This is a genomic window from Idiomarina sp. H2, assembly GCF_004364275.1.
Classification (GTDB): Bacteria; Pseudomonadota; Gammaproteobacteria; order Enterobacterales; family Alteromonadaceae; genus Idiomarina; species Idiomarina loihiensis.
Map to the genome: position 1 here is coordinate 23,228 of NZ_SNZY01000006.1, position 14,537 is coordinate 37,764.

The following is a 14,537-nucleotide window of genomic DNA, read 5'->3' on the forward strand; positions in this document are numbered from 1 at the left end:
TTATTATCAATTAAAACCAAACTCTGGCCCCAAGGACCACGCCTGTTTCTGTGGTGTCCTCACCCATTCGTTTCATTTCATCTGCCGTGTTGCCTAACGCGCCGTTCCAATAAACACCAATGTAGGGTGCAAACTCACGACTGATTTCGTGACGATAACGCAACCCCACACGCAAGTTGCTCAAGCCACTTTGCCGTTCATATTTGTCTGAATCTGTTAGGTTAGCTGTTAACTCAATACGAGGCTGCAAGTACGATGTTTGCGTTAACTGCCACTCATATTCAGTTTCGCTGACAAACTGGACGTCGCCTTCTTCATTCACCATCAGCGAGTTATCCATTTCGAACCAATAGGGCGCCAACCCCATAAAACTCACGACAGCATAATTTTCCATAGACGCGTCCGACGATAAGGTACCTCGCGTACCAATACCGGCCTGAAACGACCAAAACGGAGACACCAAGTATCCATACAGCAGTTCGGCACTTTCCAAGTCAGTGGGCTCACCGTCGTCTTGAACATTCTCCCCTTCACTCTTGAAAACAGCTCGGTGATAGTCACCGCCATACCAAGCCATCATGTCCCAGACGGCTAGGTTCTCTTCCTCGTTGGTTCGCGTTAACTCCAACCGATCGAACAGTACTTGCCCGGTGTAATATTCTTTGACGGGTTCAGGCCAGTCCTCTTTCGCATGTCCGGCGACTGCTAAACCTGGCAACAACGCCGCACCCACTAATAATGATTTACCGTACATAATTGTCCTCCTTATGCGACATTGACCACACGGAACATACCCGCTTTCATGTGATACAACAGGTGACAGTGGAACGCCCAACTACCCGGCGCGTCTGCCGTTATCAATAACGACACTTTTTCGCTCGGCTTCAGGCTAATCGTATGTTTGCGTGGGCGTGGATACTGTCCGTTTTCAAGTTCCATCCACATACCGTGTAGGTGTATGGGGTGGTCCATCATCGTATCGTTTACCATCACCAACCTCAGTCGTTCTCCATGATGAAACTGAACCGGGCCATCCACTTCGGTAAACTTCTTCCCGTCGAAAGACCACATGTAACGCTCCATATTACCCGTTAAGTGCAGCTCTATCTGTCGTTCGGGCTCCCGCGTATCCGGCCATTCATGCGCGCCGACCAAGTCGGTATACACTAAGACTTTATGATCAACGTCTTCCAATCCAATCCCGGGTTCATGCAAACGGCTTACCGGGTTTGTAGCAATCATAGCCGCCCCGGCGCCATGTCCGGACTCACGGTGTTTGATTTTAATGTTTTCGACCGGGAGCTCTTTTTTGTGTGTCATTTTATGCGTCATATGGCTGTTATTGCCGCCCATATGCTTCATATTCATGCTATTGCCTTTCATATCACCGGACATCGCCATCGCTCCCATGCCCATAGCGGCCATGCCTCGCTCAGGAACTTGCCGTAGTTCAGGCACTTCAGCCTCAAGACCAAGTTCCGGCGTTAATGTACCTCTGACATAACCACTTCGATCAAAGCTCTCAGCATAAATAGTGTAAGGCTTGTTTTGCTTAGGCTGGACAATTACATCGTAGGTTTCCGCCACACCAATGCGGAACTCGTCAACTGGCACTGGCTTCACAGGCTGCCCGTCAGCGGCCACTACCGTCATCTCCAATCCAGGGATTCTTACGTCAAAGAAACTCATTGCCGAACCATTAATGATACGCAGGCGTACTTTTTCACCAGGCTTAAACAATGCTGACCAGTTCATCTGTGAATCGCGGCCATTCATCAGGTAGGTATAAGTACTGCCCGTCACATCCGCAATATCACGGGGGCTCATTCGCATTTGCCCCCACATTTCTCGTTGCTTCCAGGTTTTCTCTAACCCTTGCTGTCGCACGTCCTCGAAGGTCTCAAATATCGTACGTTTTTGATAGTTATAGTACCCCTCCGCAACTTTCAAGTTACGAAACACGGTATCCGGATCTTCGAATGTCCAGTCGCTGAGAATAATGGTATGTTCTCGATCAGCACCAATGTCTCCGTCTTTCGGTTCAATCACTAACGGCCCCAGGTGTCCCAATTGCTCCTGCAAACCGGAATGGCTGTGATACCAATAAGTTCCGTTTTGCTCGACATCGTAGCGGTACTTAAACGTTCGTCCTGGCTTTATACCTTCGAAAGATACGCCAGGCACGCCATCCATGTTCTCGGGCAATATAATTCCGTGCCAGTGAATTGACGTGTCTTCAGATAGTCTATTGGTCACATTTAGTTTAGCTCGTTGACCTTCTTTCAAACGAATTAGAGGACCAGGCATTTGACCGTTAATCGTTATAGGTGTACCAACCTTATTCCCTACTATCAAAGGAGACTTCGCGATGGTTAAATCAATTTCGTCTTTCGTCAAAACTTGATCTTTAAATTTACGCCCTTGAGGTGTTGCCCATGTTGGTGCTACTTTGGCGATTGCTAAAGCAGACGCCGCAGTAAATGCAGATTTAATGAATTTTCGACGCCCTTTATTAAACTCATTGTTCATGATGACGCTCCTCTTCTGAGGTTAAATTTTGATGACGTTGAATGTCCTTTTCCCTATCAGACGGTTCATCAGTAATCGATGATTTAAACCCTTTTATCGCACTACCAAGATCGGATCCCAGGGTTCGTAGCTTTTTGCTACCAAAAAGAAGAATGACAATAACCAGTAAAACTCCTAACTGAACCATACTCATGCCGCCAAATCCCATAGCTAAAGCCCTCCATTTGAGAGTGCTTGCTGCTGCTCTAAACTTGCTATCTGCTTATAAGGTGTAATTGAACCGTCCTCTTTGATTTCATAGACCGTATACGGTTGAAACCGAGTACCCATTTCCATACCAACAGACCCTACCGGCATGCCAGGAACAGTTAATCCAATGCCATTGGCTGACTTTTTCCCAGCTAAATAATGAGAAACCAATGTAGGAGGAACGTGCCCCTCAAAGACATAGCCATTACTAGAAATAGCGGTATGACAGGATTGGACCTCGGCACTAATACCGGCATCACGTTTTCGTTGGGTCAAGTTGTTCGGATGTTGTACGGACACACTAAAGCTATCCGGTAAAGCTTGTAACCACTTTTCACAGCAACCGCAGTTGGGATCTTTTAGAACGGTTAGTTGCTGCTCTTCTACATCGGTTGCAGATACAGACACGGAAAACAGCATCGCCAAAACAGCGATATTGCGTTTGATAGACATAATTATTCACCGATTAATAAGTTTTAAGGGAGCACGCCGAGCGTGTGTTAAATTTCTAGTAACTTATTAAGCGGTAATTATTGGGGGACGGAATAAACTAGACGCGTGTTTGGCACGAATTGAGGTGTCAACAGGTGCGTCGACTTTAGTAGAGAAGTTAACTGCAGCGGCATTAACCGAAGAAGACTGTCCGACAAATAAAACCGAGCCGCCGGAACAATGCCGAATGGTCATGTCAGCACAGCACGAGTTGTGCTTTTGCGTCTCATGTTCACAATCGCTTGCGTCTGCTTCCTGCATCATGCTGTGCTGCATCTGCCCATCATCATGACACGCGTGAGCGTCTGCCGTTTGCGAAAACGACATCGACACTAATAGCACTGCCATCACTAACAGAATTCGAACCTGCACGAGCACCTTGCTTTTTGCAATTTAATAAATTTCAGTTTAACGTCATTTAAACGCATGTCAAATAAGGAGCAGATAATGATGAATCACGAAATGTTCGCAGGTATGGGCTTTCTATGGATGCTGATTGTGGGAGCTATTTTTATTGTTCCCGCATGGCGTATCTGCCAACGAGTTGGCTACCCTGGTCCATTGGGTCTTCTGATTGTTATCCCTATCGCAAATATCATTCTTCTTTACTTTATAGCGTTCGGCCCATGGAAAAATGTTGATAAATAGCTAATTCACTTTAACCAAAGCAACAAGTATAGCTTTTCATCTCTGATCAGAAGCACGAATTTATGGGTATACGGATTTAATGGTTGATGGGGCACTTTCACCCCATCAATCTGATACCACCCTCAGATGGTTGATAGATCGACTCCGTAGTTGAGTTCCTCTGCGAAGTCCGGCAGTCCGTAACCGATGGTTTTCTTGTAGAAAGGAGAGACCTTCGCAGTCGGTGCCTTCTTCTTGTGCTTCGTGGTGTAGAGCATTCGTGCCCGCATCACCTCGAAGGAGTAACCGCGCCCTTCACGGTTCTTGTCCTTGGCCAGTCGGTTGATGGACTCCGTGTAAGCGTTGGTGACGGGCATGTCCGTCTCGAAGTAGGTCATGGTCTCTTCGCGCCAGTTTCCCACTGCCCTGACCAGATCGCTCCAGACTTCCTTTTGGCCCTTCGGGATGGTGGCTATCCACTCGTCCAGGGCGGCTTCTGCCTGGAGCCGTGTGGTGGCGTCCCAGATGCCGTAGAAGCGCTCCTTGTGCTCGTAGGCGGCCAGCAGTTGCGGGAACGCGCCTGTCCAGGTCTCCATGATGAGGCGCTCCCGGTCTGAGACTTCGTGAGCGCGTTTCAGCAGGATTTTCCGGTCTCCCTTGAGAGTCCGGCTCTGGGACGGTTTCAGCTCCTTTCTGAGGCCCTTGCGCACTCTCTCTAGGGCATCGTTGGCCATGCGCACCACATGGAACTTATCGACCACGATACGGGCCTGGGGCAGCACAGCCTTGACCGCTGCCCGGTAGGGGTTCCACATGTCCATGCTGACGATCTCGACCTTCTGCCGGTCTTTCAGCTTCATCAGGTAGTTGGTCACCACGTCCTGGCGGCGGGTGGCCAGCAGGTCGAGCAGGGTTCGCTCCTCAATGTTGGTCAGAATGCAGCGGTAGCGCTTGTTCAGGTATAGCTCGTCAATGCCCAGGATGCGGGGCGTCTCGAAGCGGTGCCAGCGCCCCAGGAACTCGGCGCGGGCGTTGAAGATGTCGCGCACCGTCTTCTCGTCCAGGCCGGTCTGTGCCGCCACAAAGGTGTAGGGGTGGTTGAAGGATTCCTTCTCCACGTACTCATGCAGCCGCAGTGTCATACGGAATCCGTCCACCGATCTCCGGTAGCTGGGGCCTGAATGTTGTCTTGCAGGCCCGGCAGGTGTATCGGCGGCGGACCACCCAGAGAGTGACCCGCTTGCCGTGGATGGGCAGATCACGATAGGGAACGTCACGCTTGCCGAACCGTACGAACTCACCCTGCACGCCGCATTCCTCGCAGGCGATGGGATCGGGCACGTCCACCTGGAAGTGCATTTCGTCGTCGGTTGATTTGCAGCCCAGTACTTGGTATTGCGGCAGGTGAAGGATGTTGTCGGGAAGTTCGGTCATGGTGTTGTATAGGCGTAGGTGTCAGTCAGATCCATCCGGCTCGGCATTGGTGTTTGCTTTTTTACCCAACAAGCTGCTGGAAACGAAAAGTAAGGCACCGAGGACAATTGCAATATCAGCCAGGTTGAAGGCCGGCCAATGCCAGTCTCGCCAATAGAAATCAAAGGAATCCACAACATAGCCGCGAAAGACCCGGTCAATCAGGTTGCCCATGGCGCCACCGAGGATAAGACTGTAAGCGATGGCTTCTCCTTTATGACGATTTTCAAGGATCAGCTTGATCAAAAAAATCGAGACCACTACCGCGATTCCGATAAAAAAGTAGCGCTGCCAGCCTCCACCATTCGCAAAAAGACTGAATGCGGCACCGGTGTTCCATAGGTGCACCCAGTTAAAGAACGGGGTCACCGAAACATACTCGCCATAGGCCATTGATTGCTGCACCAGCCACTTTACAGCCTGATCAGACGCTGCCAGCAGGCCCGATATGGACAATAGGGCATACGGCGAGAGCTTTTTGCCAATAATGAGCATTATTTAACCCTTCAACGCCAAAATGCGTCTGGCACCGTTAAGTACAATGCCCCCCGCGATGGTGCCGATAATCAGATCCGGATAATTGGAACCGGTCCACGCGACCAGGGCGCCGGCGGTGATGACCCCCAGGTTGATCACCACGTCGTTGGCCGAGAATATCCAGCTTGCCTTCATGTGCGCCCCGCCTTCCCGATGTTTGGATATGAGCAGCAGACAACTGGTATTGGCAATCAATGCGACGAATGCGATAGCCATCATCACCAGCGATTCAGGCTCACTACCGAATACAAAGCGTCTCACCACCTCTACGAGCACGCCCACAGCCAAGATCAGTTGCAGTACACCAGCAAGATGCGCGGCACGTACCTGCATTTTCACGCTATGTCCAACCGCATAAAGGGCAAGCCCGTACACCGCCGCATCGGCAAAATTGTCCAGGGATTCTCCAATCAGGCCGGTGGACTGGGCGATCAGACCGGCAGTCATTTCCACCACGAACAGAAGTGCATTGATGCCGAGCAACCAGCGCAGGGTCCCGGATTCTTGCTTAGCAGAAGCTGCCGAAAACTCGGCGGCCTTGATGGTCTCCGGATTTGCAGCGATGGTTTCCTGAAGCGAGGCGCCTAGCCCCAAGGTCTTCAGTTTCGAGGTGACGGGCTCGACCTCGCCGTCATGCACGACCTTCAGCCGGCGGTTCGACAAGTCGAAGGACAGCGCCCGAATCTCCTCAAAGCCGTTCAGGGCTAGGCGAATCATTCGTTCTTCTGATGGACAGTCCATCTTCGGCACGGCATAAACACTGACCCATCTCCCTGGCGCCTCGGAGGAGGCCTGTATATCGGTATCCGCTGCGGACGTTGCATCACCGCCACAGGCGCCACCACAGGATTTGCTCATGATACGACTCCACTTGAACAATGTTGTGGTACCATTTTAAACTATAAAGCTACTATAAGGTCAATAGAGTAAAGAATCCGTTGGGGAGGAGGCTGATGCGCATTGGTCAGTTGGCGCAGTTGGTAGGGGTCGAAACACAGACGATCCGCTTCTATGAACAGCAGGGCTTGTTGCCGCCGCCTGATCGGCAGGACAACGGTTACCGTGTCTATACCGAGAAGCATGGTGAGGGGCTGGCCTTCATCCGTCGCTGCAGAATCCTGGGCCTGTCACTGGCTGAGATTCACGAACTACAGAGCTATCAGGACGACCCTCATCAGCCTTGTACCGCCGTCAACGCCTTGCTCGATGATCACATCTCTCATGTGCGGTCGCAGATAACCGCTCTGCAAGCGCTTGAGAAACAACTCGTTTCACTGAGAGCGAGTTGCAACGATGACCGGGAAGTTGAGGCGTGTGGGGTTCTTGCTGGAATTAGCGAAGGAAACATGCACCAGCAGTAGGTGAAGCATCAACCAGATAATCCGATGAGATGCCGGTCTGTCTCACTCTCATGCAAAGGTAAGATCAACCATTTAATCCGCTTACCCGAATTTATTTGCCACTACACGTTCACAAGTTGCAGACCACTATAGCTATGTTCAACGTGTTAAGCGAGTATTGGGCATAGCCAAAAAGTTAAAAGATTCATTTGTGAAAAAGCTTTCAATCAAAAAACTAAAGCTGAAGTTTTAGTAACAAGGTAAGTAACACGCTTGAATCTTAATATTTTTTATCCACTATAAAACAATAAGTTATTAGATCTTATCGATTCCGCCTCCGGCACCACATATTGCAAGGCCTCGCTGGAAACAGCGGGGCTTTTTTGTTTCTGGTAGTGTACCAATTTTGTACCAGTAGCCTGATGTTCACATCAGGTGGGATGCCTAACCATTGAGCCTGACGTAAACGTCAGGCTACATCGGACAACTAAATTTTGTATTACTCCGTCGTCAGGCTAATCGTTTCCTGACGGAGCGCATTTTCCTCAATTTCTGCATTATCAAACCAAATAGGCCTTAGCTGTGGTTCTTGAGAGTACAACAGGGTTTGATCCAGATAGTGATCAGAGTATATGTCTCGCGACTGTGAATAACTCAATAAGCCGTGAGCCAGGGGTCCTTCGTCAGTAAACTCCATGGTAAACATCCAGCTTGAACCATAGCTAATGTGATAACCCAACCCTGCTTCTGTCAGGTTAGAGCCTTCGACTTCAGGGTAAATCAAACGCGGATAAATAGAGCCATCTGATCCCGTATTGGCACGAAACACGTTAAACCCACCTTCAATATTATTAGCACCTCCCCAGGGCAGTCTCTGCCCGGAAGGTTGCCCTGTTGGTCCCGCGCGTTCCACAAATTGTACATCACCTAGTGGGGCATCAATTGATAACCCAAGAGACTCAATTCGCACCATGGCATTGCCCAGATCGCTGAGTACAGCAACATCAGCAGCCAGTTCACGCGGTGTATTCAGCGGATCGTCGGGATCAAAGTCGACCGTCCATTTGGGATCTTTCGAAAATTCGGTCGCAAACTCGCGGAATAGCATCGCACCGACGCTGTCTTTATTCATTGTGCCGTCCCATTCTGCTAGCACGTCACAAGCAGGCTTAATATTTTGCTCGCCGGCAACAGTAGAAACTGGCTGTTCTCCTTGACTCTCACACAGTGATAACAGGGGTTCTAGTGTTTCTTCAGCCAGAAAGCTGCGGTTACTTAGCAGTTTTTCCGTAATGTCTTCACGAGTAAATTTGCCATCAACAGAACCGCCTTCCGCCAACATTTTTTGACCTAAACGCGAACGCCAGGATTGCTCGTTATCAATGCGTCCCCAAAATGGAGCCACATTTTCAATAGGCTCGGCCGGGTTTGACAACCAGTAGCTGTTGTTCGAATTCTGCACAAAGTCGGTTCGCAATAGTGAAGGAGCACGACTGAATGGCATCTTGCCATCAGCTTTGAACATAGCCGAATTGCCCGGTATAACGGGGAAACCGACAGCGGAGCTAATCCCCTGCAGTAACTGATCATCTTGCCACGCGGCAATCGCTTCATCGCTAACATTTGGAACTGATGAGCCATCGGTAAAAAACACGTCACCATCCTCATCAACCGCCATCGCGTTGTTGAATACCGTACCGGTATAATCAATAAAGCTCTGACGATATTCTTCAATGTTACGAGCACGATTCATTGCCATCCAATGATCGAAGATTTCAAAGTTAGGTAAGTTTGCGTCGTAAATTGCGTAAGCCACTTCATTACCGAAGTCGTCGATACCCCAGGTAATTGGAGAATCCGGTACCGTGATGATTGTACCGAACTCGCTGTGGTAGCTGGTTTTCTCCAGGGTAGTGGTTTGCCCACCTCCTACATTTACCTGAATTTGATGTGTTTTGGTGGTCATTTCTATGGGTTCACCGTCCACCAGATAAGTCAGGTTGTTATCATCCGCCGGATCCAGCTCTAATTGGTGAACCACAAAACGATTAGCGGTAGAAAACGTATGAGTCCAGGCTACGTTCTCATTAAAACCAATATTAACTATACCAGGCATACCTGATAATGAACCTCCGGCTACCTTTAACTGCCCGGGGATCTCAACACCAAACTGCCAAAACCGTTGATTTCCGGTGTGCGGAAAGTGCGGGTTAGCCAACAACATTCCTTGCCCTGTCGCGCTTAAGTCGCGACCAATTGCCCAACCATTAGAGCCCATTTCTGTCGGGTTAGCTTCTGGCATGTCAATAGCAACCGGGCGCAGCTCAATGTTGGCTGTCTGCTCGCCCTCCATAACGGGTGTTGGCGAGAAATCCTCGCCCGGAGGTGCGGCAGCAAAAATAGCCCCGGTAAAATTGCTGGCTCCGGGCAATAGAGCAACGCCTTGCGCATAAGTCAGTACATCTATTGGTGTGATCTCACGCACAAATGGTTGTCCTGCGCATTGAGGATCCAAGCTGGCTTCCGGGGTATCCGCAAGGTACTTGTTGTAGCCTGCTGCATAACCTTGTAGCAACGCCTGTGATTCCTCACTTAAACTATCGAACCCTTGCTCGGCATGCTCACGAATACCCAGCGCCAAGAAACCAAAATCATCGATAAGGTTTTGACTGTTGCCTGAATCAATCGGGTTGTCCGGTCCAAAGAACTGTGATCGCTGTGAATTAAATTTAACGACCTGCTCAGCCAGAATCAATCGGGTTGTCCGGTCCAAAGAACTGTGATCGCTGTGAATTAAATTTAACGACCTGCTCAGCCAGAATACAAAGGTTGTCCTGAGCATAAGCATAGCCCACACCAAATGCCATACTCTCTAAATTATCAGCAGTGATATAAGGCACACCGTATGTGGTCCAGGAGATATCAGCCTGAAGTTCGCCATCCTCGTCAAAGGTAGATAGCGGCTCTTGCCCGGGCAAAGGATTACCTTCGTATGTTTCGTTATCAGAATTACAACCAGCCAGAATAACCATTCCAGCCATTAGCATTCCCTTATACAGTAGTATTTTTTTTGGCAAATTCATCGTCTTAGTCCTTTATTTTATCCGTTCATTTATTGAACCTTTGTTCTTATAAAAACGATGCTGCTTCATTCGTTTAACCACTGAGTATAGGAGCTACTGATTGAGCCAGCAAACCGCTTTTTTATCGAGCGATTTTCCTTTATCACGGTGGGATTTATCAGCGTTATATTCGAGGAAGTTAGTGAATAGAGGAAGTAAAAATTATTCCACCTGACATAAATGTCAGGCTACGGCCTATGCCAATTTTGTACCAGTAGCCTGATGTTCACATCAGGTGCAATATTAATCTTTTAGATCTGACGAAACGTCCTGTCGACTCTCTAACGCCCTTCAGGTATCTCACCTGACGTAAACGTCAGGCTACATAGTCTTTTATTGCTTCCAGGCGCGCTAAATAATCCTGGCTAAATACATTCTTAGCCCGTGCAATATAAGCCGCTAAATCAACGTACTTGAGCGCATTTTTAAAATAAAATCTGTCAGCAAAAGGCTGCATTTTCTGCGTTTCAAAAATAGCTTTTATCTGCCTGAAATATTCTTCAATGTCATTCACCATAGACACCATATGCCAGTCACTGCCGTACATCATTTTATCGGCTAATCTATAAGGTTTATCGGCGCTCACTTCACGGGTTAGTTCTATTTCAAGTCGCTCAGCTAAGCTCGCTTGCGCTTTCTTGTCGTCAACTATTTCGTGTAAATAAGACAAGTCACAATAAACATGCTCGTAGCGGCGACATAACTCGACAACCTTACGGGCATAGTTATCCGAGTCATTCCATTCTTTTTCAGTTGTCGACAGCCAGCCTTTCACCCAGCGGCCATTCACTTTCCGCTTTCCGCCACCGGCATGACCAAAGCACAATCGCATTGTTGCTCTCTGTTCGCTCTTCGTCAGCGCTTGCTCCCAGTAGTCGGGGTCAGAGTTTAATCCTGAGCCCGGGTAAGCCTGAAAGCCTTCGGGTGTGCAGTGGGTAAACACCGGAATGGAATGCTCTACGCAAAAATCCATGAAGTGATCCACCACTCGCTCAACCCGGGGGGCATTACCGGCCGGCTTATAACCCATGGGAGGATAAAATTTGAATCCGGCTTTACCATGCTCCAGCGAAGTTTCAATGGCATCGCGAATCACCCGCTCCGACGCAGATCGGGCAACGAAGCGCAGTGGGTCAAAAGCAGAGAAGCCCAGGATTATCCCATCCGAATAATTCTCCAACGCGGTCATTCGCTCTAACTGCTGATCATAAAAATCGTATTTAGGGTTGTCGTCAAACGGATAAGCCATATCCATCATATAATGGAAAAGTACGTAACTTTCCGAGAAGTTATCGTAATAGCCTTTTAACCGTTTCAGTATCCCGACTTCGCTACGCAGCATGTTCAATACAAAATCAATTTTGTCGGCAGCGTCTTCCAGAAACTCCAGCGACTTTCTCAGCATTCGCTCAATCATTTTATGAATGCCGGAGAACCAGCCCGATACTTTATCCTGAACCTGAGTTTCTGCTTTAAAAGTCCACTTCGTCTTAATGTAATCTAACTCAAGTTCGCGAGCCGATTCGCTGTCACCGTAGTACCGATGTATTTCCCTCAGAACCGAGTACAGCTCGCTGTTAATGAATTGTTCCTGGTAGGCTTCGGCTGACTCAGGCTTGTTGCCTGCATCTTTCAGTAAATCGTGTTCTATTTCAATACAAACCAGATGGGCAAACTCGTTACAGATAATTGAAGTTGCGTCTTTTTTCGTTGTCACTGCAAACGATTCTAGCCGCTCTTTTAGCGTGGAACTGGCAGTTAGGGAATAGGCCAGTTTACTGATTAACTTTGCCGGTATTTTCCAGATACCCCAACTTTCAAGAATGCCCTGCAAAGGCACATAGCGAGCATTAAAAAGGTGGGTATGGGCATCAACAACTAACGGGAGTTTACTCATGGTCTCTTCCCCAGACTATGCAGCCGCGTGCTCAGAAAGTGCTTTCAGTACTTTATCTTCGTAGTACTTATCCACAATAATTTCAAAGTCAATGTATAACGCCACCGGCTTTGACTGATTATTTCCGTGCTTTTCAATTTTTAAAAAGCCCTTTTCTGAGAGGGTACTTAGCGTTTTAGATAAATTAGACTTATGGCGTCCACTCAGCTCAGCTAATTCAGCCAGGCTTTGAGGCTTTGCTTCATCAATCAGCCTCAATAATTGAATGTTTTTCTCGTTCAAGATATGCGAAACCGCAGCCATTGAGGTATACCAAACTTTAGGCTCTTTAGCCTCTGGTTCATATTTTCCCGCAGCAATTGCAAGCATTCTTTTCCTGATAAGGGCTTCCGACATAATTCCTATTTTGGCTTTCATCACATTGCTCCTCATTTACTGCTTAAGTGCTCAATGGTTTCATCAATACCGTTGAAAAAATCCTCTATAAGCTGAAACGCACTAGAGAACTCATAAGGCACGCCTTTATCCGATACGTGACGGTGTTTATGATCATAAACGTGTCGTTTCCCACTCACTTTTGAGGTTTTAGATGCCTTTATACCGTGAGCATTATCCATTCCAAAAATGCGTTTATTGTTCAGATTATGCAGAGTTAAGTTGTATCTAATCCCATGGGGAATGTGTTTCGAAGGCTTTACACGCCAAGCTTCAATTTTATACCAATACCCATCATCTCTATGAACCTGCGTTCCATGCAGCTCCAGTAAATACTCAATTCCACTATCATCCATTGACTCTTATTTCATCCATGAATAGAGGTTATGGCATGAGTATAACTCTTTAAAAAATTAATACCAAATTGCTAAGGAGGACAAGCAGGTAATCTAAAACATGTGTAGCCTGATGTTCACATCAGGTGAAATATTTAACCACTGAACCTGACGTGAACGTCAGGCTACACAATGTTACCGCCGTTATTGTTGTTCAAGAGAAGTATAGGCCTACCGGCCCCGCCCGGTTACAGCAGGTTAAACGGGTCATCCACTGAACGAGACGGTTCAGTAAACCAAAAGGCGCCCTCTTCGGACATATAGAAATGATCTTCCAGCCGTACCCCAAACTGCTCAGGGTTAATCACCATAGGTTCGTTGCTGAAGCACATGCCCGGGGCTAGTTTGGTCTTATCGCCGCCGACTAAATAAGGCCATTCGTGCAAGTCCATACCAATGCCGTGTCCGGTTCTGTGCGGCACGCCGGGTAATTGATAATCCGCTTCCAGACCTTGCTCTTTTAATTTAACGCGAACCGCATCATCCACAGCTTCACAGGTTTTTCCCAGTAACGCAGCATCAAAGGCGGCTTGTTGTAAGTCACGCTCGTACTGCCAAAATTTCTGCTGCTCGTCAGTGGCATTTCCAAAGGAATAGGTTCGGGTAATATCCGAATGGTAACCATGCAATTTACAGCCGGTATCAATTAATACCCAGTCGTCTTTCTCCAGTTTTTGTTCATAGTTAACGCCGTGCGGGTAGCTAGTGGCCTTACCGAACAAAACGATACAGAAAAACGAGCCCGTTGCACCCACCTTCTGGTGCGCTTTATTAATAAAGGCTCTGACCTCCGAGGCGGTGATCCCCTCATGCAGCATCGCGCCGGTCGTCCGGTGCACCGCCATGGTCATATCCATTGCGGTCTGAATCAGCGCCAGTTCTTTCGGAGACTTATGCATGCGGCAGGCGGCGGTAATCACTTTGGCATCGCACAGGGTTTCTGCCGGCTTGCGCTCTTCCAGCTGCGCCACCACGCTGTAGGGAGTAGATTCATCCAGCGCCAGTTTAAAGTTGCCGGAAAAAGACTCCGTCAGAAAATCGAGTAACTTCGAATAAGGCGATTCATGCTCGTCCCACAATAAAGTTTCCATGGGCAGAATCATGGCTTGCGTTAAAGATCCCACCTCAAACGCCGGGGCAATGAGAGTCACACCGCCCTTAGCCGGAACAATTGCACCGACCAGCCGTTCGCTGGGGTACCATTTTAAACCGGTAAAATACTCCAAATTAGTGCCCGCATTCAGATACATCGCACTAATACCCTGCTCCTGCATCAATGCCTGCGCTTTAGCAACGCGCTCTTGGTATTCTTGCAGTGCAATAGGCTCAACCCCCTGGGTCATATTTTCCAACGTACTGAGCGCTTCTTCTGCCCGCGCAATTCCTACACCATGCGTCATAAAAACTCCTCTCTCCATACCGCCGTTTAGGCAACATTCTT

15 protein-coding genes and 1 pseudogene are annotated in these 14,537 nt (G+C 48.4%); 2 read left to right on the top strand and 14 right to left on the bottom strand.

Annotated features, from left to right (window positions below; genetic code table 11):
- Nucleotides 1-10 precede the first annotated feature (10 nt).
- From DET62_RS09190 to DET62_RS09210, 5 genes are all read right to left on the bottom strand, one after another.
- Complete coding sequence (locus tag DET62_RS09190) at nt 11-754, bottom strand: copper resistance protein B (RefSeq protein WP_110013668.1); 744 nt, start codon at nt 752-754, stop codon at nt 11-13.
- Between the two features lie 11 nt (nt 755-765).
- Nucleotides 766-2,529 carry a copper resistance system multicopper oxidase gene (locus DET62_RS09195; RefSeq protein WP_110013669.1) on the bottom strand — a complete coding sequence of 588 codons (1,764 nt, stop codon included), beginning with the start codon at nt 2,527-2,529 and terminating at the stop codon, nt 766-768.
- Nucleotides 2,519-2,737, bottom strand: coding sequence for a twin-arginine translocase TatA/TatE family subunit (gene tatA / locus DET62_RS09200; protein ID WP_011234486.1), 219 nt, complete (start codon nt 2,735-2,737; stop codon nt 2,519-2,521). Before tatA ends, DET62_RS09195 begins: the two co-directional genes overlap by 11 nt.
- Before the next feature lie 2 nt (nt 2,738-2,739).
- Complete coding sequence (locus DET62_RS09205; protein WP_034732809.1) at nt 2,740-3,231, bottom strand: DUF411 domain-containing protein; 492 nt, start codon at nt 3,229-3,231, stop codon at nt 2,740-2,742.
- A gap of 66 nt (nt 3,232-3,297) precedes the next feature.
- Nucleotides 3,298-3,642, bottom strand: a complete 345-nt coding sequence (locus DET62_RS09210) for a hypothetical protein (protein ID WP_110013670.1) — start codon at nt 3,640-3,642, stop codon at nt 3,298-3,300.
- Nucleotides 3,643-3,717: 75 nt separating this feature from the next.
- Here DET62_RS09210 and DET62_RS09215 point away from each other — a divergent pair, with 75 nt between their 5' ends.
- Entirely contained in the window at nt 3,718-3,918 is a 201-nt protein-coding gene (locus tag DET62_RS09215; RefSeq protein WP_006956255.1) for a hypothetical protein, read from the top strand.
- Nucleotides 3,919-4,040: 122 nt separating this feature from the next.
- On the opposite strand, the pseudogene DET62_RS09225 reads toward DET62_RS09215, so the two are convergent.
- The 3 genes and pseudogenes from DET62_RS09225 to DET62_RS09235 all read right to left on the bottom strand — a co-directional run bounded on the left by DET62_RS09225 (nt 4,041) and on the right by DET62_RS09235 (nt 6,765).
- A pseudogene (locus tag DET62_RS09225) lies at nt 4,041-5,331 on the bottom strand (ISL3-like element ISPpu12 family transposase).
- Between the two features lie 21 nt (nt 5,332-5,352).
- The gene (gene lspA / locus DET62_RS09230; RefSeq protein WP_004863699.1) at nt 5,353-5,865 is read right to left on the bottom strand and encodes a signal peptidase II; all 513 of its coding nucleotides are present in this window, start codon (nt 5,863-5,865) and stop codon (nt 5,353-5,355) included.
- Nucleotides 5,866-5,868: 3 nt separating this feature from the next.
- Entirely contained in the window at nt 5,869-6,765 is an 897-nt protein-coding gene (locus DET62_RS09235) for a cation transporter (RefSeq protein ID WP_110013671.1), read from the bottom strand.
- A 95-nt stretch (nt 6,766-6,860) separates the two neighbouring features.
- Here DET62_RS09235 and cadR point away from each other — a divergent pair, with 95 nt between their 5' ends.
- Entirely contained in the window at nt 6,861-7,268 is a 408-nt protein-coding gene (cadR, locus tag DET62_RS09240) for a Cd(II)/Pb(II)-responsive transcriptional regulator (RefSeq protein ID WP_004364961.1), read from the top strand.
- A gap of 478 nt (nt 7,269-7,746) precedes the next feature.
- Here cadR and DET62_RS09245 read toward each other — a convergent pair whose 3' ends face one another.
- From DET62_RS09245 to DET62_RS09265, 6 genes are all read right to left on the bottom strand, one after another.
- Nucleotides 7,747-10,095 carry a penicillin acylase family protein gene (locus DET62_RS09245; protein WP_309109149.1) on the bottom strand — a complete coding sequence of 783 codons (2,349 nt, stop codon included), beginning with the start codon at nt 10,093-10,095 and terminating at the stop codon, nt 7,747-7,749.
- Nucleotides 9,989-10,288 (bottom strand): penicillin acylase family protein, encoded by a 300-nt coding sequence (locus DET62_RS14550; RefSeq protein ID WP_243734962.1) that lies wholly within the window; start codon nt 10,286-10,288, stop codon nt 9,989-9,991. Before DET62_RS14550 ends, DET62_RS09245 begins: the two co-directional genes overlap by 107 nt.
- Before the next feature lie 397 nt (nt 10,289-10,685).
- A complete protein-coding gene (locus tag DET62_RS09250) occupies nt 10,686-12,266 on the bottom strand; it encodes an amidohydrolase family protein (protein ID WP_110013672.1) in 1,581 nt (526 codons plus the stop codon).
- 15 nt (nt 12,267-12,281) lie between these two features.
- Nucleotides 12,282-12,683, bottom strand: a complete 402-nt coding sequence (locus DET62_RS09255; protein WP_208107584.1) for a MarR family transcriptional regulator — start codon at nt 12,681-12,683, stop codon at nt 12,282-12,284.
- Between the two features lie 11 nt (nt 12,684-12,694).
- A complete protein-coding gene (locus DET62_RS09260) occupies nt 12,695-13,057 on the bottom strand; it encodes a DUF6516 family protein (RefSeq protein ID WP_110013674.1) in 363 nt (120 codons plus the stop codon).
- A gap of 227 nt (nt 13,058-13,284) precedes the next feature.
- Nucleotides 13,285-14,496: a Xaa-Pro peptidase family protein gene (locus tag DET62_RS09265; RefSeq protein WP_110013675.1), complete on the bottom strand. Its 1,212-nt coding sequence runs from the start codon at nt 14,494-14,496 to the stop codon at nt 13,285-13,287.
- Between the last annotated feature and the right edge of the window lie 41 nt (nt 14,497-14,537).

What these genes read in the sequence shown, in the direction of transcription:
- DET62_RS09190 (WP_110013668.1), bottom strand. Translation starts at nt 754, where the DNA reads ATGTACGGTAAATCATTATTAGTGGGTGCGGCGTTGTTGCCAGGTTTA.
- DET62_RS09195 (WP_110013669.1), bottom strand. Translation starts at nt 2,529, where the DNA reads ATGAACAATGAGTTTAATAAAGGGCGTCGAAAATTCATTAAATCTGCA.
- tatA (WP_011234486.1), bottom strand. Translation starts at nt 2,737, where the DNA reads ATGGGATTTGGCGGCATGAGTATGGTTCAGTTAGGAGTTTTACTGGTT.
- DET62_RS09205 (WP_034732809.1), bottom strand. Translation starts at nt 3,231, where the DNA reads ATGTCTATCAAACGCAATATCGCTGTTTTGGCGATGCTGTTTTCCGTG.
- DET62_RS09215 (WP_006956255.1), top strand. Translation starts at nt 3,718, where the DNA reads ATGATGAATCACGAAATGTTCGCAGGTATGGGCTTTCTATGGATGCTG.
- lspA (WP_004863699.1), bottom strand. Translation starts at nt 5,865, where the DNA reads ATGCTCATTATTGGCAAAAAGCTCTCGCCGTATGCCCTATTGTCCATA.
- DET62_RS09235 (WP_110013671.1), bottom strand. Translation starts at nt 6,765, where the DNA reads ATGAGCAAATCCTGTGGTGGCGCCTGTGGCGGTGATGCAACGTCCGCA.
- cadR (WP_004364961.1), top strand. Translation starts at nt 6,861, where the DNA reads ATGCGCATTGGTCAGTTGGCGCAGTTGGTAGGGGTCGAAACACAGACG.
- DET62_RS09245 (WP_309109149.1), bottom strand. Translation starts at nt 10,095, where the DNA reads ATGCTTATGCTCAGGACAACCTTTGTATTCTGGCTGAGCAGGTCGTTA.
- DET62_RS14550 (WP_243734962.1), bottom strand. Translation starts at nt 10,288, where the DNA reads ATGGCTGGAATGGTTATTCTGGCTGGTTGTAATTCTGATAACGAAACA.
- DET62_RS09250 (WP_110013672.1), bottom strand. Translation starts at nt 12,266, where the DNA reads ATGAGTAAACTCCCGTTAGTTGTTGATGCCCATACCCACCTTTTTAAT.
- DET62_RS09255 (WP_208107584.1), bottom strand. Translation starts at nt 12,683, where the DNA reads ATGAAAGCCAAAATAGGAATTATGTCGGAAGCCCTTATCAGGAAAAGA.
- DET62_RS09260 (WP_110013674.1), bottom strand. Translation starts at nt 13,057, where the DNA reads ATGGATGATAGTGGAATTGAGTATTTACTGGAGCTGCATGGAACGCAG.
- DET62_RS09265 (WP_110013675.1), bottom strand. Translation starts at nt 14,496, where the DNA reads ATGACGCATGGTGTAGGAATTGCGCGGGCAGAAGAAGCGCTCAGTACG.